A 19,717-nucleotide genomic window follows, 5' to 3' on the forward strand; every position below is an offset into this window, starting at 1 on the left:
CATGGCGGTCACCGACCTCCCACCGCCGACCAGCCGACCGCCGGACCCGGCCGGGCCCGACCGGGTCGACGTGGCGGGCCTCGAGGCGGACCTGCGCCGCCGGGTCGACGGCGGCGTGCGCTTCGACGACGGCACCCGCGGCGCCTACTCCACCGACGCGTCGAACTACCGGATCCCACCACTGGGCGTCGTGGAGCCGCGCACGGTGGAGGCCGCGGTCGAGGCGGCGGCGGTCTGCCGGGAGCACGGCGTCCCGCTGCTGTCCCGCGGCGGCGGCACGAGCCTGGCCGGGCAGACGACGAACGCCGCCGTCGTCCTGGACTGGAGCCGGCACTGCGACCGGCTCGTCTCGGTCGACACCGGGCAGCGGACCTGCGTCGTGGAGCCGGGGATGGTGCTGGACCACCTCGACGCCGAGCTGGCCGAGCACGGGCTCACCTGGGGACCGCAGCCGGCCACCCACTGGGCGTGCACGGTCGGCGGCATGCTCGGGAACAACGCCTGCGGCGCCTCGGCGCAGGTGTACGGCAAGGCGGTGGACAGGGTCTCCCGGCTGGAGGTGCTGCTGGCCGACGGCACGCGGATGTGGGTCGGCCCGACCAGCGACGAGGAGTACGCCGAGATCCTGCGCGCCGGCGGCCGCCCGGCCGTGGTCCACCGGGGGCTGCGCGAGCTGAGGGACCGGTACCTGGCCGAGATCCGCACGGGGTTCCCCCGCATCCCGCGGCGGGTGTCCGGCTACAACCTCGACGCGCTGCTGCCCGAGAACGGCTTCGACGTCGCCCGGGCGCTGGTCGGCAGCGAGGGCACCCTCGTGACCCTGCTGCAGGCGGAGCTGCAGCTGTCGGAGCTGCCCCGCGCCCGGCAGCTGGCGGTGCTGGGCTACCCCGACGTCGTCGCCGCCGGTCGGGACGTGCCCCGGGTGCTCCGGCACCGGCCGCACCGGCTGGAGGGCGTCGACGAGGTGCTGCGCCGCAACCAGGACGAGCTCGGGATGAACCCGCGGGCGCTGGAGAAGCTGCCGGACGGCGGCGGCTGGCTGCTGGTCGAGCTCGCCGGCGACGAGGACGACCTGGCCGGGCGGATGGCGCGGCTGGTCGAGGACGTGCGGTCCGCGGACGAGCCGCCGGAGGTCCTGGTGCTCGACGACCCCGGGGACCAGGCTGACATGTGGGCCTTCCGCGAGTCCGGGCTCGGCGCCACCGCCCATCCGCCGGACGCGCCCGACACCTGGCCCGGCTGGGAGGACTCCGCCGTCGCGCCGGAGCGGCTGGGGGACTACCTGGCCGACCTCGCCGCGCTCCTCGACCGGCACCGCCTCACGCCGTCCTCGCTGTACGGCCACTTCGGTCACGGCTGCGTCCACCTCCGGATCCCCTTCCCGCTCGGCGCGCCCGGCGGGGAGGAGACCTACCGGTCGTTCCTGGAGGACGCGGCCGACCTGGTCACGCGGTACGGCGGCTCGATGTCCGGCGAGCACGGCGACGGCCAGGTGCGCGGCGAGCTGCTGGCACGGATGTTCTCGCCGGAGCTGGTGACGGCCTTCGGGAAGGTGAAGGCGTTGCTGGACCCCGACGACCGGATGAACCCGGGGAAGGTCGTGGCGCCCTATCCCCTCGACTCGTACCTGCGCATGACCGCGGACTACCCGGCCTGGGAGCCCGAGGTGGCCTTCGGCTACCCCGAGGACGACGGGTCCTTCGCTCACGCAGCCGCGCGCTGCGTCGGCGTCGGCAAGTGCCGGTCCTCGCTGGACGTCACCTCCGGGCAGGTGATGTGCCCGAGCTACCAGGTCACCGGGGACGAGAAGCACTCCACCCGGGGTCGCGCCCGCCTGCTGTTCGAGATGATGCGGGGTGAGCTGATCCCGGACCGCTGGCGCTCGACCGCCGTCCACGACGCGCTGGACCTGTGCCTGGCCTGCAAGGGCTGCCGCAGCGACTGCCCGGTCGACGTCGACATGGCGACGTACAAGGCGGAGTTCCTCTCCCACCACTACGCGGGCCGGCTCCGCCCGCGGACCCACTACTCCCTCGGCTGGCTGCCGCTGGTCACCCGGGTCGCCGCGCTGGCCCCGCGCGCGGCGAACGCGCTGACGCACGCGCCCGGCCTGCGGGCGCTGGCCAAGGCGGTGGGCGGGGTGACCCCGGAGCGCGAGCTGCCGCTGTTCGCCCCGCAGCGCTTCACGCACTGGTACCGCGAGCGGGGGCCGCGCGGGTCGGGGGAGCGCGGGGAGGTGCTCCTGTGGCCGGACACCTTCACCGAGTTCTTCCAGCCGCACGTCGGCCACGCGGCGGCGACGGTGCTGGAGGACGCCGGCTTCACCGTCCGGGTGCCGGACCAGGAGCTCTGCTGCGGGCTGACCCTCATCTCCACGGGGCAGCTGGCGACCGCCGCCCGCGTCCTGCGACGGACCGCACGGGCGCTCGGACCAGCGTTGGCGGACGGCATGCCGGTCGTGGCCCTGGAGCCCAGCTGCACCGCGGTCTTCCGCTCCGACGCCCCCGAGCTCCTCCCGGACGACGAGCACGTCCGTCTGCTGGCCGACCGCACCCGGACGCTGGCCGAGCTCCTGGAGGAGCGCGCACCCGACTGGACGCCACCCGCGGCGGACCGCGCCGCGATGGTGCAGACCCACTGCCACCACCACTCGATCATGGGGTTCGACGCGGATCGCCGGCTGCTGGCGAAGGCCGGTTTCGACGCCGACGTGCTCCACTCCGGCTGCTGCGGGCTGGCCGGCAACTTCGGGTTCGAGCGCGGCCACTACGAGGTGTCGATGGCCTGCGGCGAACAGGTCCTGCTGCCGGCGGTGCGGGCCGGCGACCCCCGGGCGGTCGTGCTCGCCGACGGCTTCAGCTGCCGCACCCAGGTCGAGCAGGGGGAGACCGGCCGCCGGGCCGTGCACGTCGTCGAGGCCCTGGCCGGGCTGGTCTCCGGTGCGCGGCTCGAGGACCACCCGGAGCGGGCGCTCGCACCGACGGCGCGGCCGCCTGGCCGGCTCGCGCAGGCGGCCACGCTGGCGGCGGTGGGCGGGGTCGCCGGTGGGGTCGTGGCCTCGGCCGTGCGGCGCGCGCGGGCAGGGGCGCGGCCGTGACGGTCGTCCCGGAGGTACCCGTGCAGGCGGTGGACGTCGCCGTCTACCGGCTGCCGACCGACCGACCCGAGGCCGACGGCACGCTGCAGTGGGACTCGACGACGGCGATCGTGGTGCGCGCGCGTGCGGGGGGCCGCACCGGGACCGGCTGGACCTACGCCGATGCGGCGGCCGCGGCGGTGGTCCGGGGGCTGCTGGGCGGCGTGGTGGAGGGCAGGTCGGCGCTGCACCCGCAGGCCGCCGCGCACGCGATGGCCCGTGCCGCCCGCAACGCAGGCGTGCGAGGGCTGGTCGCCATGGGCATCTCCGCGGTCGACGTCGCCCTTTGGGACCTCAAGGCGCGGCTGCTCGACGTGCCGCTGGCGGTCCTCCTCGGCGCCGTGCGGGAGGAGTCGCCGGTCTACGCGAGCGGAGGGTTCACCAGCTACGACGACGCCGCCACCCGCGAGCAGCTCGAGGGCTGGCTGGATCGCGGCTTCGACCGGGTGAAGATCAAGATCGGGGAGTCCTGGGGGGAAGCGGTCGCCCGCGACCTGGCGCGCACCCGGCTGGCCCGGCAGATGGTCGGGGACGAGGTGGCGCTGCTCGTCGACGCCAACGGGGGATACACCGTGAAGCAGGCGGTCCGGGTGGGCCGCGCGCTGGACGAGCTCGGCGTCGTGTGGTTCGAGGAGCCGGTCTCCTCGGACGACCCCGACGGGTTGGCGCTCGTGCGCCGCAGCCTGGACTGCGACGTCGCCGCCGGTGAGTACGCCGCCCGGATCGAGGACTTCACCGTGCTCTGCGGCGGCGCCGTCGACTGCCTGCAGGTGGACGCCAGCCGCTGCGGCGGGGTGACCGAGTGGCTGCGCGCGGCCGCGCTCGCCGGGGGGCACGGGCTCGAGGTCTCCGCGCACTGCGTTCCCGCGCTGCACGCCCACCTCGGCCTGGCGACTCCCAACCTGCGCCACCTGGAGTGGTTCCACGACCACGAGCGCTTCGAGGCGCGCCTGTTCGACGGCGCTCCCGAGCCCCGCCGGGGACGGGTCCGCCCCGACCCGGGCGCACCGGGGCTCGGCCTGGCCCTCCGCGAGGCCGACCTCGAGGAGCTCCGGATCGGCTGAGTCACCGGCCCGTCGAGTCCTCCGGCGAGCGGCTCAGGCCGGTAGCTGCCCGGACCGCCGACGGGCGTACCAGTACGCGAGGAGGGCGAGCACCGGTGGTGCGGCCACGAACGCCACCCGCAGGATGGCGATCACGGTGGTGACGGGTGCGCCGGTGATCTGGGCGAGCACGTCGCTGGCCGCGCCCAGCGAGGTCAGCACCGTGACGGTCGCGAGCAGCGTGACGAAGGCGACCCGGACGGGGGCGCGGAACGGGTGCTCGCTGAGGTCCTGCTCGGCGGAGGGGCGGGGCCGGAACAGGTGCTCCAGCAGCGGGTAGAGCACGGCTGCTCCGCCGAGGACCACCGGCAGCAGCACCCCGCCGAGCAGGGGGTTGGTGATCGTCGCCCCGAGCACGGTGACCTCGACGGCGGGGAGCAGCAGGATCGCCCCCTCCATCGGGAACAGGTACCAGTCGGGGTACATGTCATTGCCCGCGACGCCGGGGAGGAACGGGCCGATGTGCGTGACGTCGCCGAAGGGCACCAGCGTGGCCGCGAGGACCACGAGCGCGCAGACGAGCACCGCCAGGAGCCCCGCGCGCGACCGCAGCCCCGCACCGCTGGGCACGACCACCACCAGCCGGCCGTCGTCCCCCCTGCGCTGCGGCAGCACGGTGTGCCGGTGCCGGACGACCAGCCACAGGTGGAGGGCCAGACCGAGGAGGAAGGCCAGCGGCAGGAGCAGGACGTGCAGCCAGAACAACCGGCCGACGACGTCGTCGACGTCGGGCCCGGCGAACGCCAGGTCGGCCAGCTCGGTGCCGACGTAGGGGATGCTCGCCGCGATCGTGTAGCCGATCCGGACGCTGCTGCCGGTGACCACGTCGTAGACGAGGTTCTGACCGGTCCAGCCCAGGCCCAGGGCCAGGGCCAGCAGCACGAGCCCGACCAGGTAGTTCGTGAACCTGCGCCCCCGGAACGCGCCGGCGAGCAGCACGCGCAGCACGTGCAGCAGGAGCGCGGCCACGAACAGGTAGCTGGCCGCGCGGTGCACCCGCCGCAGCAGCAGCCCCCCGGGCACGTCCTCGCTGATCGTGACCACCGAGGAGAAGGCCGCGGGCAGCTCCCGGCCGGCGTACAGGGCGGCCGAGCCGTCGTACTCCACGAGCTCGGTGGAGGGCTGGTAGAAGAACGTCAGCACCAGGCCGGTGAGCAGCAGGACCACGAAGGAGACCACCGCGACCGGGCCGAGCAGGAACGACCAGTGCGTCGGGACGATGAGCTCGCGCAGCCACCGCGGCCGGGCGGGGCTCTCCTGCACGCTCATCCGCGCACCGGCCCGATCGGCGTCCGGAACCCGCTCGTCGCCACGAGGAAGCCGTCGTCGTCCACCCCGAGAGGGAGCTGGGGGAGGGGGCGGGAGGCCGGGCCGAACGTCGGCACCGCCCCCCGCGCCGCGTCGAACGTCGCCTGGTGGCACGGGCAGAACAGCGAGTCGCTGTCCTCCTGGTACAGGCCGACGGGGCAACCGGCGTGGGTGCAGATCTTCGAGTAGGCGACGAGGCGGTCACCGACCACCCACTCCAACACCGTGGGGGGCTCCGCCTCCTGCGTCGCCAGGCGGACCAGCACCACGGCCGACAGGTCGGCGCGGACCGCACCCTCCGGCCACACCGTGCCGAAGCCGCCCACCGGCACGTCGGCGGCGCGGATGCGTTGCCCCTCCGCGGTGACCAGGTGGACCCCGCGCCGCCAGGCCGTCCCCGGTCCCCGGTCCCGCCCGGACCAGGCGAGGAGCCCGACGCCGGCGAGGGCGGCGACCACCAGGGCCCCGAGACCGCCGAGGACCCGGCGCCGGCGCACCGGGGTGCTCACGGCGGCCCCCGCGGCGGCCGCCACCGGCGCAGCGCCCGGCCGGCGCTCGTCCGGCCAGGCGAGTTCCTGCGCCGCCGGACCGCCGACCTGGCCGAACAGCAGGGCCGCACCCAGCAGGGCACCGGTCAGCGTCAGGCCCAGCGCCGCCGTCGACCAGCCCAGGAACACCCCGGCGACGAAGGCGACGAGCAGGCCGGCGGCGACGGCGCCCACGCCGATCGGCACGGGGCGGCGCAGCCGGTCCCGGCCGGTGCCGGGCGGAGCCTCGGTACCGGTCACGGCCTGGGTCCCTCCGTCTCCTCCGTCTCGTCCACCGGTGGCCCCTCGGACCGCACGGCCGGCCGCCGGCCCCGCCGGGCGACGAGGAACAACGCCCCCACCGTCGCCAGGGCCAGCAGCGCGGTGAAGGCGGCGCCGTACACCCGCCCGATGTCGGACATGCCCAGCGGCGTGGTCTCCGCGTCGGACAGGTCCTGCACGTAGGCGGCGATGTCGGCGGCGTCCTGCTCGCTGAGCACCTCGTCGCCGAACCTCGGCATCTCGAACGGGCCCACCCGGAGGGCCTCGACGATCCCGGTGGGGTCGACGCCGGTCACCTCCGGGGCGATCGTCCCGTCGGCCGAGATGCCGCCGTTGCCCGCGGCGCTGTGGCAGGGCGCGCAGTTGGTCAGCCAGAGCGGCTGACCGCGGCCGGGGTCGCCGTCGCCCACCTCGGGGACCGCGCCCTCCAACCCGAACTCCTCGGTCATCCAGGCCACCACCGCGACCCGCTGGGCGTCGGTGAGCCGCTCCTCCACGGCCCCCACCTCGCGGTGCAGGATCGGCATCCGCCCGGTGCGGATGACCAGGTCGACGTAGGCCACCGGCAGCCCGCGGAGGTCGGGTCCGGCCTCCACCCCGGTCCCGGGGATGCCGGTCCCGTCGTTGTTGTGGCAGATCCCGCAGTACCGCTGGTAGATCGTGCCGCCCGCCGTGAGCTCCTCGGCCGGTGGCTCCGGGGCGGGGGCGGCCTCGACCGGCGCCGTGACCAGGGTCAGCGCGGCGCAGGTGAGGACCAGCGCCAGCACCAGCACCCAGCGCGCCGGGCGCCCCGGCGGGTGCGCCCTCACGGTGACCCCAGCGAGTACAGGTAGGCGACGATGTCCTCGACGTCGTCGTCGGTGACGCCGAGGTCGGGCATCAGGCTGTCCGGTTCGATCTCCTGCGGATCCTGGATCCAGGCCCGGAGGTTCTCCGGCGTGTGGGGGAGCGTCCCGGCGACGGTCCGCCGGTCGACGATGGTGCCCAGCGGGGGACCGACCCTTCCCTGCGGGCCCGCGACGCCCGGCACCTGGTGGCAGGCGACGCACCCGTACTCGCCGAGCAGGACGCGACCGGCCTCCACGGAGCCCTCGGCATCCCCGGTGGTGCCGGTGCACGCGCTGAGGGCGGCGACCGCGACCGCGAGCGCCCCCAGCCGCGAGCCCGGCCGCCGGTGGCCGCTCACCAGCACGGTCCGTACGCGAGGACGGGCGGCAGCGCCAGCGCGATGAGCCCGATCGCCAGCAGGTTCATGGTGAGGCCGGTGAGCGCCAGCATCCGGTTGCGCGCGGGGCCGGGCACCGGGTCCCAGGCGCCGGCCGGGGGCGCCTCCTCCGGGTCCCTCCGCCGCCTCCACGGCAGCAGCGGCCGGGGCTCGGGACCCGGGACCGCGGCGGACTCCGCCTGGGGCGGCAGATGCCGCATCGCCCACCACGATGCCCACGTCGCCGCCGCGGCCACCGCCGTCAGCACCACGGTGAGCACGACGAGGAAGAGGGGGAGCGCGAGGCCCTCGGTGGGGCAGGTCGCCTCGATGGACCAGTAGCCGACGAGCAGGTGCGCCAGCCAGGCTGCCGTACCGCCACCGACCCCGAACCAGAAGAGGGCCGGGCGGCCGGCGGCTCGCTTCGTCTCGGGGGTCGCGGCGGTCACCAGAACCTCGGCGTCAGGTAGAGGGTGGCGGCGACGACGATCCAGGACCAGACGACGAAGTACCAGTAGTGCGCGGCCGTCACCGTCATCTCCTGCTCCCGCGGCCGCATGCCGCCCGAGCGGACGCGCAGGAGCACGATGCCGAGGCCGAGCAGCGCCAGGGCGGCGTTGAGGTGGTGGAAGCCGGCGAGGGCGAGGAAGAGGGAGCCGTAGACGTCGCGCTGCGGGTCGACGTCGTTCGCGGAGTAGTCGGCGAACTGCACGACCAGGAACGCCACCCCCAGGACGACAGCGGTGGCGAGGGCGGCGGCGCCCCGGCCGTCGGCGCGACCGGCCCGCGCCGCCAGGTGGACCGCGGCCACCGGGACGGCGCTGAGGACCAGCAGCCCGGTGGCGACCGCGGTCAGCCCCAGCGCCGGGGCGGGGGTCGGGTCCGGCGGCCAGGTGTCGAACCCGTCGCGCAGGTAGAAGTAGGAGAACTCCAGCGCCGCCAGCATGGACACCAGGACGAGCTGGAGCAGCAGCATCCCCCACCACCCGGTGCCCCGCGCGATGTGCGGGGCCGGACGGGGAGCGGCCTCACCGGCGTGCCCGCTGGTCCTCACGGCTGGTCCTGCCTGTCCCACACCCAGACCACGCCGACGACGACGGCGGCGAGCACGCCGGTGAGGGCGACGGGGTAGACGTCGATCATGGTGCCGATGAGCGCGAGGGTGAGCGCGGAGGCCATCAGCAGCGGCCACCACGACTTCTGCGGCAGCGTGACCAGCTCCTCGGGTGCGGCGTCGAGGACGCTGGTCAGCACGACCTGCCGCACGGGGGCGCGGGGCTCGCGCAGCTCGTCCTGCCAGGTGGCCGGGTCGTACTTCGGCCGGAACGGCCGTGTGTCCCACAGCGGCGACCGGCTCGCTACCTCCGGTATGCCGCGGAAGTTGTAGGCGGGCGGGGGCGAGCTCGCGTACCAGTCCAGGGTCTCCCCACCCCACGGGTCGTCGCCGGCGCGCTCCCCGCCGCGCGCCGACACGACCACGTTCCCGAGCGTCATGAGCAGGCCCAGCGTGAGCACGACCGTGCCCCACGTGGCGATGGCCTGCGTGGTCTCCCACCCCGTGTTCTCGGCGTAGGTGTAGACGCGGCGCGGCATGCCCTGCAGCCCGGTGATGTGCAGGGGGAAGAACGTCACGTTGAAGCCGATGAAGGTCAGCCAGAACCCGACCTTGCCGATGCGCTCGTCGAGCAGCCGGCCGGTCATCTTGGGCACCCAGAAGTGGATGGCGGCCAGCACCGGGAAGAGGATCCCGCCGATGAGCACGTAGTGGAAGTGGGCGACGACGAAGTAGCTGTCGTGCGCCTGGGTGTCGAAGGGGACGGAGGCGACCATCACCCCGGTGACCCCGCCGAGGACGAAGATCACGATGAACCCGACCACGTACATCATCGGTGTCTTCCACACCGCCCGGCCCTGCCAGATGGTGGCGATCCACGCCGAGATCTGGATGGCGCTCGGGATGGGGATGAAGAGGCTCGCCAGCGAGAAGAAGGCCAGCCCGAGCTGTGGGATGCCGGTGACGAACATGTGGTGCACCCACACGCCGAACGACAGGACGCCGATGGCGACCGTCGAGACCGCGATCAGGCTGTAGCCGACCATCCGGCTGCGGGCGAAGACCGGCACGATCGTGGAGACGATGCCCAGCCCCGGCAGCAGGATGATGTAGACCTCGGGGTGGCCGAAGAACCAGAAGAGGTGCTGCCAGAGCAGCGACTCGCCGCCGGCCGCCGGGTCGTAGAAGTGCGTGCCGATCTTGCGGTCGAGCTCGAGCAGCACGCTGGCGATCACCAGCGGCGGGAACGCGAAGATGACGGCGATCCCGGTGACCAGCACGTTCCACGCCAGCAGCGGCATCTGGCTGATCTTCATGCCCGGCGCGCGGTTGCGGAGGATGAGGACGACCAGCTCGATCGCGCCCGCGATGGTGGCGATCTCGACGAACGTCACGCCGAGCAGCCAGAAGTCGATCGAGGCGCTCGGGGAGTACTCCGGCCCGGTCAGCGGGGTGTAGGCGAACCAGCCCCCGTCGGGGACCTGGCCGAACAGGAAGCTGCTGTAGAGGAAGATCCCGCCGAGCACGTAGATGTACCAGCCGAACGCGGTCAGCCGCGGGAAGGGCAGGTCGCGGGTGCCCAGCATCAGCGGCAGGAAGTACATCGCGAACGCTTCGCCCACGGGCACGGCGAACAGGAACATCATCGTCGTGCCGTGCATGGTGAACAGCTCGTTGTAGGTCTGCGCGTCGAGGAAGGTGCTCTCGGCGCTCCCGAGCTGCCAGCGCATCAGCACCGACTGGATGCCGCCCAGGCCGAAGAAGACGAACGCGGTGACCAGGAAGCGCTGGGCCACCTGCTTGTGGTTCAGCGCCGTGAACCAGCCGGCTGCCCCGGGGGGCGTGGCCCAGGTCGCGGCCAGCCGGTCCTCGGTGGCGGGGGGATCCTGCAGCGCGGTCACTCGAGGCTCTCCAGGTAGGCCAGCAGCGCCTGCAGGTCTGCGCCGGAGAGGTTGTTCGGCGGCATGCGCACGCCCGGCTTGAGGCCCTGGGGGTCGAGGATCCAGCCGGCCAGGTTGCCGCGGGTGTTCTCCAGCATCCCGGCGGCGATGGTGTCGCGCGTGGCCAGGTGGGTCAGGTCGGGCGCGAAGTCGGCACCTTCGCTGACGTCCTCGATCCGGTGGCACTGGCCGCAGCCCGCCGCCAGGTACACCTCGCGGCCGGCCTCCGCCAGCTCGCCGACCGGCTCGGCGGTGGTGGCCTGCAGCGCGCGGAGGTGCTCGGCGAACTCCTCGGCGGGCTGGGCGACGAGGACGAACTGCATGCGGGCGTGCTGGATGCCGCAGAACTCGGCGCACTCGCCCAGGTACCTGCCGGGCTCGTCGACCCGGAACGAGAGCGTGTTGGTCCGGCCCGGGAGCAGGTCCAGCTTGCCGGCGACCGGTGGGATCCAGAGGCTGTGGATCACGTCGGCCGACGTCATCTCCAGCCGGACGGGCCGGCCGACCGGCACGTGGATCTCGTTCGCCGTCACGACGTCGGCCTCGGGGTAGCGCACCTCCCACCAGAACTGGTGGCCGACGACCTCCACCGTCAGCTCCCCGGGGGGCGGCGGGCGGGAGATGTCCACGCCGACCACGAGGCTGTAGGCGAAGACGATCGGCAGGACGACGATCGGGACCACCACGCCCCAGACAGCGATGAACGACTTGGCGCCACGGTCCGAGGCGCGCGGTTCCCGGTGCGCGCGGTGCCGCAGGGCCAGCACGAGGAAGACGACGGTGAGCAGCCACAGCAGCCCGCCCAGGGTGATCATGAACCAGGTGAGGCCGGCGATCTGCGCCGCCTCGGGACCCACCGGATCGAGCACCGAGCCCGGCTCCGGTGCCGCCACCGGAGCGAGTTCGGCAGGCACCATCGCGGACCTCCGTGGCGGGTGGACGGGCACGCCCCCCGGGCGCCCCCGCTGCGGTCCTCCCCGACCCTAGCGGCTCGGCGACGCCGCACAACCGCAGCACCGCGGCCCCGGGAGCGGGCCCGGTGGCACGATCCTGGCCACGATGACCCAGTCGAGCACCGACGGCCCCGGCGGCGTGCACCCGCCCGCGCTCGCCCTCCACGAGGTGACCCGCCGCTACGGGGGCCGGACCGCGCTGGCCCCCCTGACGCTGCGGCTCGCGGCCGGGGCGGTCTGCGTCGTCGCCGGGGGGAACGGTGCGGGCAAGACCACCCTGCTGCGGATCGCGGCCGGGTTGGTCGAGCCGACGTCGGGCACCCGCTCGGTCACCGGGCGGGCGCTCTACCTGCGACCCGGTGCGGCGGCGCGCCGCCGGCAGCGGGCGCTGGAGGCCGTGGCCTTCGCCGGCGCCCTGGCCGGGCGGGCGGACCCGGCGACCTCCGCGGCGGGCGCTCTGACCGCCTGCGGCCTCCCCGAGGAGGTGTGGCACCACGAGACCGGCCGCCTCTCGGCGGGCCAGCGCGCGCGGGTCACCCTGGCCGTCGCCCGCGTCGCCGCCCCGGCGGTGGTGTGCCTCGACGAGCCGATGGAGCACCTCGACGCCGATGGCCGGGAGGCGGTGCGCCGGACCGTCGGGGCGCTGGCCGTCGAGGGGTCGGCGGTGCTCGTCGCGGGGGCCGACGTCGCCGCGCACCTCGGCCCGGTCGACGCCCGCCTGGTGCTCGTCGGCGGCGCCGCGACGGTGCTCGGGTGAGCGGCCGAAGCGGAGCGCGGCACCGGGTGCTCCCCGCCGGCGCGCTGCGCACCCTCGCCGTGCTGGTCCGGCGGGATGCCCGGGTCGCCCTGGGCGGGGTCGACGGCTTCGCGTCGGTGCTGCCGTTCGTGGCGGCCGGCGTCGTCCTGGGGGGCCTGGTGCTCGGCCCCGACCCCGCAGCGCTGCGGACGGCGGCCCCCGGGCTGGTCTGGCTCCTGGTGCTCACCGCCGCCGTCCCGCTGGCCCGGCTGGTCGCGGCGGCGGAACGGGACGAGGACTCCTGGGACCTGCTGCGCGGCCTCGTCCCGCCCGGGGTGCTGCTGCTGGCCAAGGCGACCGTCGTCTGGACGGCGCTGGCGGTCACCTGGGCCACGGGGACCCTCCTCGCCGTCCTGCTGCTCGACGGGACGGTGTCCGCCGCCGGGTGCGTCGCCGCGGTGCTCGGTCTGGCGGGGGTCGCGGCGAGCACCACCGTCTTCGGCGCCCTGCTGACGGCGTCGGCGCGCGGGGCAGGGTTGCTCGCCGCGCTGGTCCTCCCCGCCGGGCTCCCCGCGCTCCTGGCGGGGACGCAGGCCGGACTCGCCGCGGAGCCCCTCCCGTGGCTCGCCCTGCTCGTCGCCTACGACCTGGTCGCCGGCGCGACCGCCTGGGCCGTCTTCCCCTTCCTCCTCGAGGAGTGAGAGGCTGGCCGTCGTCCCCGCCGACCCAGCCGTTCCCGGGCCCGCCCGATCGGGAGCCGCTCGACAGGAGGAGCGCGCGTGCGCAGGACCACGGTGCCCGGCGACGGGCTCCTCTCCGCGGCCGCCGGCGGGACCACCGTGGCCGCCCTGGTCCTGGCGCTGGTCGTGGCCCCCGAGGACGCCGTCCAGGGCCCTGCCCAGCGGCTGATGTACGTGCACGTCCCCGCGGCCTGGGTCGCCTACCTGGCGTTCGCGACCGTCCTGGTCTGCAGCACCGCCTACCTGGTGCGCCGTGAGCTCCGCTGGGACCGGTACGCCCAGGCCGCCGCCGAGCTGGGGGTGGGGCTGACGGCGCTGGCGATCGCGCTCGGCATGCTCTGGGGCCGCCCGGTCTGGGGGGTCTGGTGGACGTGGGACGCCCGGCTCGTGACGACGGCGGTGCTGCTGCTGGTCTACGTGGCCTACCTGGGCGTGCGCCGCATGGCCGACGACCCGCACGTCGCCGCCCGCCGGTCCGCGGCCATCGGCGTCGTCGCCTTCCTCAACGTGCCCGTGGTGCACTTCTCCGTGGTGTGGTGGCGCACGCTGCACCAGCCGCCCACCGTGCTCGGCCCCGACGGCAGCCCGCCGATCGACCCGACGATGGCCTGGGCGCTGGCGGCCGGTGTCGCGGCCTTCACCCTGCTGGCGGTCCTGGTGGTACGCCGCCGGGTGGCGGGGTTGCGGGCGGGTGCCTCCGAGCCGGCGGCCGAGCCGGCCGGCGGGTCCGCCCCGGTGATCACCGTCGTCCCCGGGGGGCGGCGGTGACCGGCGAGCTGGCGGTGGTCCTCGGCTTCCTGCTGACCGTGCTCGTCTGGGCGGGGTACCTGTGGGCCACCCGCCCCGGGCGGGAGCGCCGGTGACCCGGCCGGCGGCGCGGCGGCGCGCCCTCTCGGTGCGGCTCCTCGTCGTGGTCGGGGCCGTGGCCGGCGCGCTGGCCCTGCTGGGGGTGAGCGGCCTCGCCGACACGCTCGTCTACTACCGCACGCCGGCCGAGGTGCTCGCGGAGCCGCCGCCGGAGGACGAGCGGCTGCGCCTGGGCGGCCTGGTGCAGGTGGGCAGCCTCGAGCGCGTCGGCGCGGAGGCCCGCTTCACGGTGACCGACGGCGTCGGCACCCTCCCCGTCGTGTACACCGGCGCCCTGCCGGCCGTCTTCGCCGAAGGGCAGGGCGCCGTGGTGGAGGGCTGGCTGCGGGGGGACGGCGTCTTCGTCGGCGACGTCGTCCTCGTCAAGCACTCCAACGAGTACCGGCCCGCCGGGGAGGCCGGGTGACGGCGCTGCTCGGGACCGCCTCGCTGGCCTCCGGGCTCGTCCTCGCGGCCACGTCCGTCGCGGCCTGGGTGGGCGTCGCCTCCGGCCGCGCGTCGGCCGGCTCCGCGCGGCGGCTGACCTACGCCGTGCTCGGCGCGGCACTGGCGGCCGCGGCGGTGCTCGAGTGGGCGCTGCTGACGCACGACTTCGGCGTGCGGTACGTGGCCGAGAACGGCGGCCGCGCCGTCCCGCTGTACTACACGGTGACCAGCCTGTGGTCGGCGCTGGAGGGGTCGCTGCTGCTCTGGCTGGTCGTGCTCGCCGGTTACGCCGCCGCCGTCGCGCGCCGCCCGGACGCCCGGGCCGCCCGTCACCACCCCTGGGTGCTCGTGACGCTCTCGGTGGTCGCCGTCTTCTTCTTCGCGCTGGCGCTCTTCGGGGGCAACGCGTTCGAGCGGGTGTCCCCGGCGCCGGCCGACGGCCCGGGCCCCAACCCGCTGCTGCAGGACAACCCGCTGATGGGGGCGCACCCCCCGCTGCTGTACCTGGGCTACGTCGGGCTCGCGGTGCCCTTCTCCTACGCGGTCGCGGCGCTGGTCACCGGCGACACCGGGCGCGGCTGGCTGCTGGCCGTCCGCCGCTGGACGCTGGTGGCCTGGACCTTCCTGACCCTGGGCATCGTCCTGGGCGCGTGGTGGTCCTACGCGGTGCTGGGCTGGGGCGGCTACTGGGCGTGGGACCCGGTGGAGAACGCCTCCCTGCTGCCCTGGCTGACCGCCACGGCGCTGCTGCACTCGGCGATGGTGCAGGAGCGCCGGGCCACCCTCCGCGTGTGGAACGTCTGCCTGGCGGTGGCCGGCTTCGTGCTCGTGCTGGTCGGCACGTTCCTCACCCGCAGCGGGATCGTGGACAGCGTGCACGCCTTCAGCCGGTCGTCCCTGGGCGCGCTGCTCCTGGGGTTCATCGGCGTCGTCCTGGTCACCGTCGCGGTGCTGCTCGTGTGGCGCGCCGACCGGCTCGGGCCCGACGGGACCCTGCACGCCCGGCTCTCCCGGGAGACGGTGTTCCTGGGCAACAACGTCCTGCTGGTCGGGCTGGCCTTCACGGTGCTCCTGGGCACGCTGTTCCCGGTGTTCGCCCAGCTCGCCGACGGCAGCCAGGTCTCGGTCGGCCCGCCGTACTTCAACCAGATGGCGGTGCCGGTCGCGCTCGTCGTCCTGCTCCTCATGGCCCTCGGGCCGCTGGTGTCGTGGGGCGGTGACTCGGTGCCGGCGCTCGCGCGGCGGGCGGCGGGCCCGGTCGCCGTCTCCGTCTCGTCCGTGGCGCTGCTCGTCGTGCTCGGCGTCCACGGGGCCGCGGCGCTGACCTCCTTCGGCCTGGCCGCCCTGGTGCTCACCACCTCGGTCCAGCTGGTGGCCCAGGGCGCCCGCGTCGCGCGACGGACCACCGGCCGGTCGTGGCCGGGCTCCCTCCTGGAGGCCGTGCGCCGCCGGCGGCGGCTGCACGGCGGGCTGGTCGTGCACGTCGGGGTGGCGCTGGCCGCGGTCGCCGTCGCGGCGTCCTCGTCCTTCGCGACCGCCACGGAGCAGCGTGTCGACGTGGGGGAGGCCGTGGCGGCGGCCGGGTGGACGGCGCGGCTGGAGTCGGTCGGGCGCGAGCGCACCGCGCAGGAGATGCGCGTGGTCGCCCGGGTGGCGCTGGCCGAGGACGGGACGGCCCGCGGCACGGCCGAGCCGGAGCTGCGGACCTTCCCGGCGCACTCGATCACCGTGGCCTCGCCGGCGGTCCGCTCCACGCCCGCCGGCGACGTCTACCTGACCGTCACCGAGGTCGATCCCGACGGCGGGTGGGCACTCCTGCGCATCGCGGTGAACCCGCTGGTCTCCTGGCTCTGGATCGCCGGCGCGGTGATGGCCCTCGGGGCCGTGATCGCCGGGTGGCCCGCCCGCCGGGCCCGGCGCGACCGCGCACCGTCGGAGGCCCCCGTGCCGAGCCTGCCGTCGGGTGAGCGGTGAGCGGCCGGCGGCGGTGGCTGCTGCTGGTCCCCGCCCTGCTGGTGGGCCTGGCGCTGCTGGTCCCGCTGGCCCTCGCGCTCGACCGCCCCCGGGGGGCGTCGGCCACGGCGATGGTCGGCGGCCCCGCCCCGGCGTTGTCGGGCGCCACGCTCGACGGCGGGCACCTCGACCTCGCGGAGCTGCGCGGCTCGGTCGTGCTCGTGAACGTGTGGGCGTCCTGGTGCGCCCCCTGCCGGGAGGAGATGCCCCTGCTGGTCGAGACGGCGCGGCAGTGGGGGCCGGAGGGCCTCCGGCTCGTCGGGATCGACGTGAACGACGACGGAGCCGCCGCGCGGGAGTTCCTCGCCGGTGTCGGGGGGACCTCCTTCCCGAGCGTGGCCGACCCGGACGGCCGGCTGGCGGTCGAGTGGGGGACGACGGGCGTGCCCGAGACCTTCGTGGTCGACCGCGACGGCACGGTCGTCGCGCGGCGGGTGGGCCCGGTCTCGCCCGAGTGGCTGGCGGAGGAAGTGCTGCCGCGGCTGGAGGAGGGGTGAGCGGCCGGCTGCGGGTCCTGGCCGTGGTGCTGGCCGCCCTCGCCCTTGTCGCCGCCCTGTGGTGGCGCCAGGAGCCGGCGGGGCGCGCCGACCCGGCGGCGACCGCGCGCGAGGTCGCGGCCGGGCTGCGCTGCCCCACCTGCGCCGGTGAGTCGGCGGCGGACTCGGCGGCGCCGGCGGCCCGCGGGATGCGCGCGGTCATCGCCGAGCAGGTGGCGGCCGGCCGGAGCCCCGAGGAGATCCGCGCGCACTTCGCGGCCCGCTACGGCGAGTGGATCCTGCTCGACCCGCCGCGGGAGGGGGTGGGCTGGGCGCTGGTCGTGCTTCCCGGGGCGGCCCTGCTCGGCGGGGCGGTCGCGGTCGGCGTCCTGGTCTCCCGCCGCCGGCCGGCCGGCCGGCCGGTGCTGACCGACGCGGAGCGGAGTGCGGCCGAGGCCGCGGAGACGGCGGCCCTGGCCCGCCGGGACCGGCTGACCGGCTCCGGTGACGACGAGCGGCTGGAGGCGGCCCTGCAGCTGCTCGACGACGTCCGGTCCGGGCCGCGGGGTGCGCATGCCCGCACCGCCGAGGACGAGCTGCTGGCGGAGGTGCTGCGGCTGGCCTCGCCCGGGCCCGAGCGGGCGCGTACCGCGGCCGCGGAGGACGACGCGGCGCCCGTCCCGGCGCCGGATCGGCGGGCGTGGCTGCCGCGCCCCGCGGTCCTCGTCCCGGTGGTCGCCGTCGCGGCGGTGGCAGCGGTCGCCGTGGTCGCCGTCCCGCGGGTGCTCGCACCCGCCGCCGCCGGGCCGCAGCAGGCAGCCGTGCCGTCCGCCCAGGAGGGCGCGGTCGCCGCCGACCTCGCCGACGAGCTGCTCCGGCAGGCGCGGGCGCTGGACGACGCGGGCCGGTTCGCCGAGGCGGCGACCGCGTACCGGGCGGTGCTCGAGGAGCGCCCGCAGGACCTCGCGGTGGTGCTGTCGCTGGCGTTCGCGCTCCTCCGCGACGAGCGGCCGGACGAGGCCGTCCCCTTGGTGCGGACCGTCCTGGCCGCGGCGCCCGAGCACCCGGAGGCGCTCCTGATGCTCGGGTCCGCCGAGCACGCCCTCGGGGATCCGGCGGCGGGCCCCACCCTGCGGCGCTTCCTGGAGCTGGCCCCCGAGCACCCGGCCGCCGACGCCGTGCGGGAACTGCTGGGGGAGCCGTGACCGCGCGCCCCGCACGAGCCCTGCTCCCGCTCGTGCTCCTGGCCGCCGTCACCGGGTGCACGGCCGACGCCCCGCCGGCGGCACCGGGTCCACCGGGGGCCGAGCAGCGGGTCGGGCTGACCGAGTGGGACGTCCTCACCGAGGGCCGCCCGCTGGCCGCGGGGGAGATCCGGCTCGTCGTGACCAACACCGGCGCCGCGCCGCACGACCTCGCCGTCCGCGTCGACGGCGACGAGCGGGCCGTCACCCCGGTGCTCGACCCCGGTGAGGCGCACGAGCTGACCTTCGCGGTGTCGGCCGACGACCGCGTCGAGCTCTGGTGCACGGTGACCGGGCACCACGCCGCAGGTATGCACACGGTCGTCGACGTCGTCGACACCGAGGGCGCGCGGTGAGCGGCGTCCCGCTCCCGGCGAGCACGCTCGCCCACCCGCTGGGCGGGGACGGCGGCTGGTCCTGGGCGACGATCGCGGTGCTGGGCCTGGCCGCCCTCGGCTACGCGTGCCTGCTCGCCTGGTCCGCCCCCCGCCGCCGCTCCCCGTGGGCGGTCGCCGGCCCGGGTGCCGCCTGGTTGCTCGGGCTGGCCGCGCTCGGTGCCGCCCTGGCGTCACCGCTGGAGCAGCTCGCCGAGGACTCCCTCGCCGCGCACATGGTGCAGCACCTGCTGCTGACCATCGTGGCCGCGCCGCTGCTGGTGCTCGCCGACCCGGTCCCGCGCGTGCTCGCGGCGCTGCCGCCCCCGGCGCGCGAGGTCGTCGCGGCACCGTGGGCGGCGGTGGTCCGGTGGGCGCGCCGCCCGGCCGTGGTGCTCGGCGTTGCTGGTGGCTACCTCACCGTGGTCCTGCTGTGGCACCTGCCCGGGGCCTACGAGGCGGCCGTCCGCTCGGAGGTCCTCCACGTCGCCGAGCACCTGACGTTCCTCACCGCGGCCGCCGTCTTCTGGTGGTGCGTGCTCCGGGTGCCGCGCCGGCGGCTCGGCCAGCTGGTGGCCGGGCTGGTCGCCGTCCTGGTGCCGGCGTTCGGCGAGGCGGTGCTCGGCGGGGTCATGATGCTCTCGTCCACCCCCTGGTACGGGGTGTACGTGGGGACGGCGGCCGAGCACGGCTTCGACCCCGTCGCCGACCAGCAGGTCGCCGGCGCCGTCCTGTGGGCCGCCGGCACGCCGGTCTACCTGCTGGCCGCCGTCCTGCTGCTGCTGCGCCTGCTCCGCTCCGCACCGGAGGAGGACGCGCCGCCGGTCCCGCCCGTGCCCGACCGGTCCCGGCCGGCCCTGGACGCCGCGGGCCGCTGAGGCGCCCCGGAGGCTCAGCCGGCCGGGGGGCGCTCGGTGGCCGTGGCGGCGCGGAGGTCCTCGCGGAGACTGTCCACCACCTCGTCGGGGACGAGCGGCCACGCCCGGCGGAGCTCCGCCAGGGCGCCGGCGGTCAGCGCGCCGGCGCCACCGGCGAGCAGCCCGGTCGTCAGCGCGGCGGAGGTCGTGGGGCTGACGGTCCGGTCCAGGAGGCGCAGCAGCAGGGCGGCCGAGCTGCCGACGGCCATCGCCCCGAGGACGCCGGCGGCCCCGAGGAGCGCGCCGGCGCGGCCGGCCTGCCGCGCCTTCCCCGCGAGTTCGGCCTGGGCGTGCTGCAGCTCCTGCCGGACGAGGGTCGAGAGTTCGGCGCTCAGGGACTGGAGCAGATCGCTGGTGGAGGTGTTCCGGTTCGGCTCGCTCATGGGGTGCTCCTCGCGCTCGGGCGGGTGGACCGGT

General features: G+C 75.9%; 20 protein-coding genes. 11 read left to right on the top strand and 9 right to left on the bottom strand.

Annotated features, from left to right (window positions below; translation table 11 throughout):
- Position 1 precedes the first annotated feature (1 nt).
- Entirely contained in the window at positions 2–3,097 is a 3,096-nt protein-coding gene (locus ACI792_RS07565; protein ID WP_456602054.1) for an FAD-binding and (Fe-S)-binding domain-containing protein, read from the top strand.
- Positions 3,094–4,200: an enolase C-terminal domain-like protein gene (locus tag ACI792_RS07570; RefSeq protein WP_456602055.1), complete on the top strand. Its 1,107-nt coding sequence runs from the start codon at positions 3,094–3,096 to the stop codon at positions 4,198–4,200. Before ACI792_RS07565 ends, ACI792_RS07570 begins: the two co-directional genes overlap by 4 nt.
- A gap of 33 nt (positions 4,201–4,233) precedes the next feature.
- Here ACI792_RS07570 and ACI792_RS07575 read toward each other — a convergent pair whose 3' ends face one another.
- From ACI792_RS07575 to coxB, 8 genes are read right to left on the bottom strand one after another with little or no spacing between them, the layout of a single operon-like run.
- On the bottom strand, positions 4,234–5,508 hold the full coding sequence (locus ACI792_RS07575; RefSeq protein ID WP_456602056.1) for a cytochrome b N-terminal domain-containing protein: 1,275 nt from the start codon (positions 5,506–5,508) through the stop codon (positions 4,234–4,236).
- Complete coding sequence (locus ACI792_RS07580) at positions 5,505–6,335, bottom strand: QcrA and Rieske domain-containing protein (RefSeq protein WP_456602057.1); 831 nt, start codon at positions 6,333–6,335, stop codon at positions 5,505–5,507. The genes ACI792_RS07575 and ACI792_RS07580 overlap by 4 nt, the downstream gene beginning before the upstream one ends.
- Positions 6,332–7,165 (bottom strand): c-type cytochrome, encoded by an 834-nt coding sequence (locus ACI792_RS07585; RefSeq protein WP_456602058.1) that lies wholly within the window; start codon positions 7,163–7,165, stop codon positions 6,332–6,334. Before ACI792_RS07585 ends, ACI792_RS07580 begins: the two co-directional genes overlap by 4 nt.
- A complete protein-coding gene (locus ACI792_RS07590; RefSeq protein ID WP_456579262.1) occupies positions 7,162–7,542 on the bottom strand; it encodes a c-type cytochrome in 381 nt (126 codons plus the stop codon). Before ACI792_RS07590 ends, ACI792_RS07585 begins: the two co-directional genes overlap by 4 nt.
- Positions 7,539–8,009: a hypothetical protein gene (locus ACI792_RS07595; protein WP_456602059.1), complete on the bottom strand. Its 471-nt coding sequence runs from the start codon at positions 8,007–8,009 to the stop codon at positions 7,539–7,541. Before ACI792_RS07595 ends, ACI792_RS07590 begins: the two co-directional genes overlap by 4 nt.
- The gene (locus tag ACI792_RS07600) at positions 8,006–8,614 is read right to left on the bottom strand and encodes a cytochrome c oxidase subunit 3 (protein ID WP_456602060.1); all 609 of its coding nucleotides are present in this window, start codon (positions 8,612–8,614) and stop codon (positions 8,006–8,008) included. The genes ACI792_RS07595 and ACI792_RS07600 overlap by 4 nt, the downstream gene beginning before the upstream one ends.
- Positions 8,611–10,515: a cytochrome c oxidase subunit I gene (gene ctaD, locus ACI792_RS07605; protein WP_456602061.1), complete on the bottom strand. Its 1,905-nt coding sequence runs from the start codon at positions 10,513–10,515 to the stop codon at positions 8,611–8,613. The genes ACI792_RS07600 and ctaD overlap by 4 nt, the downstream gene beginning before the upstream one ends.
- Positions 10,512–11,471: a cytochrome c oxidase subunit II gene (gene coxB / locus ACI792_RS07610; RefSeq protein WP_456602062.1), complete on the bottom strand. Its 960-nt coding sequence runs from the start codon at positions 11,469–11,471 to the stop codon at positions 10,512–10,514. The genes ctaD and coxB overlap by 4 nt, the downstream gene beginning before the upstream one ends.
- A 142-nt stretch (positions 11,472–11,613) precedes the next feature.
- Here coxB and ACI792_RS07615 point away from each other — a divergent pair, with 142 nt between their 5' ends.
- The 9 genes from ACI792_RS07615 to ACI792_RS07655 all read left to right on the top strand — a co-directional run bounded on the left by ACI792_RS07615 (position 11,614) and on the right by ACI792_RS07655 (position 19,261).
- Positions 11,614–12,264 (top strand): ABC transporter ATP-binding protein, encoded by a 651-nt coding sequence (locus ACI792_RS07615; protein WP_456602063.1) that lies wholly within the window; start codon positions 11,614–11,616, stop codon positions 12,262–12,264.
- Entirely contained in the window at positions 12,261–12,944 is a 684-nt protein-coding gene (locus ACI792_RS07620) for a heme exporter protein CcmB (protein WP_456602064.1), read from the top strand. The genes ACI792_RS07615 and ACI792_RS07620 overlap by 4 nt, the downstream gene beginning before the upstream one ends.
- Positions 12,945–13,022: 78 nt before the next feature.
- Positions 13,023–13,751: a cytochrome c biogenesis protein CcsA gene (gene ccsA / locus ACI792_RS07625; protein ID WP_456602065.1), complete on the top strand. Its 729-nt coding sequence runs from the start codon at positions 13,023–13,025 to the stop codon at positions 13,749–13,751.
- Positions 13,752–13,842: 91 nt separating this feature from the next.
- The gene (locus ACI792_RS07630; protein WP_456579254.1) at positions 13,843–14,256 is read left to right on the top strand and encodes a cytochrome c maturation protein CcmE; all 414 of its coding nucleotides are present in this window, start codon (positions 13,843–13,845) and stop codon (positions 14,254–14,256) included.
- The gene (locus tag ACI792_RS07635) at positions 14,253–16,250 is read left to right on the top strand and encodes a heme lyase CcmF/NrfE family subunit (protein WP_456602066.1); all 1,998 of its coding nucleotides are present in this window, start codon (positions 14,253–14,255) and stop codon (positions 16,248–16,250) included. The genes ACI792_RS07630 and ACI792_RS07635 overlap by 4 nt, the downstream gene beginning before the upstream one ends.
- Entirely contained in the window at positions 16,247–16,786 is a 540-nt protein-coding gene (locus ACI792_RS07640; protein ID WP_456602067.1) for a TlpA family protein disulfide reductase, read from the top strand. Before ACI792_RS07635 ends, ACI792_RS07640 begins: the two co-directional genes overlap by 4 nt.
- The gene (locus ACI792_RS07645; protein ID WP_456602068.1) at positions 16,783–17,970 is read left to right on the top strand and encodes a cytochrome c-type biogenesis protein CcmH; all 1,188 of its coding nucleotides are present in this window, start codon (positions 16,783–16,785) and stop codon (positions 17,968–17,970) included. The genes ACI792_RS07640 and ACI792_RS07645 overlap by 4 nt, the downstream gene beginning before the upstream one ends.
- Positions 17,967–18,365, top strand: a complete 399-nt coding sequence (locus ACI792_RS07650) for a hypothetical protein (RefSeq protein ID WP_456602069.1) — start codon at positions 17,967–17,969, stop codon at positions 18,363–18,365. Before ACI792_RS07645 ends, ACI792_RS07650 begins: the two co-directional genes overlap by 4 nt.
- Positions 18,362–19,261, top strand: a complete 900-nt coding sequence (locus ACI792_RS07655; RefSeq protein ID WP_456602070.1) for a cytochrome c oxidase assembly protein — start codon at positions 18,362–18,364, stop codon at positions 19,259–19,261. The genes ACI792_RS07650 and ACI792_RS07655 overlap by 4 nt, the downstream gene beginning before the upstream one ends.
- Before the next feature lie 14 nt (positions 19,262–19,275).
- Here the strand turns inward: ACI792_RS07655 and ACI792_RS07660 are convergent, their stop codons facing one another.
- Positions 19,276–19,683: a phage holin family protein gene (locus tag ACI792_RS07660; protein ID WP_456602071.1), complete on the bottom strand. Its 408-nt coding sequence runs from the start codon at positions 19,681–19,683 to the stop codon at positions 19,276–19,278.
- Positions 19,684–19,717: the final 34 nt, after the last annotated feature.

It is taken from the genome of Blastococcus sp. SYSU DS0669 (genome assembly GCF_054050895.1).

Coding starts and splice junctions, on each gene's coding strand:
- ACI792_RS07565 (WP_456602054.1), top strand. CDS start 2: ATGGCGGTCACCGACCTCCCACCGCCGACCAGCCGACCGCCGGACCCG.
- ACI792_RS07575 (WP_456602056.1), bottom strand. CDS start 5,508: ATGAGCGTGCAGGAGAGCCCCGCCCGGCCGCGGTGGCTGCGCGAGCTC.
- coxB (WP_456602062.1), bottom strand. CDS start 11,471: ATGGTGCCTGCCGAACTCGCTCCGGTGGCGGCACCGGAGCCGGGCTCG.
- ACI792_RS07615 (WP_456602063.1), top strand. CDS start 11,614: ATGACCCAGTCGAGCACCGACGGCCCCGGCGGCGTGCACCCGCCCGCG.
- ACI792_RS07660 (WP_456602071.1), bottom strand. CDS start 19,683: ATGAGCGAGCCGAACCGGAACACCTCCACCAGCGATCTGCTCCAGTCC.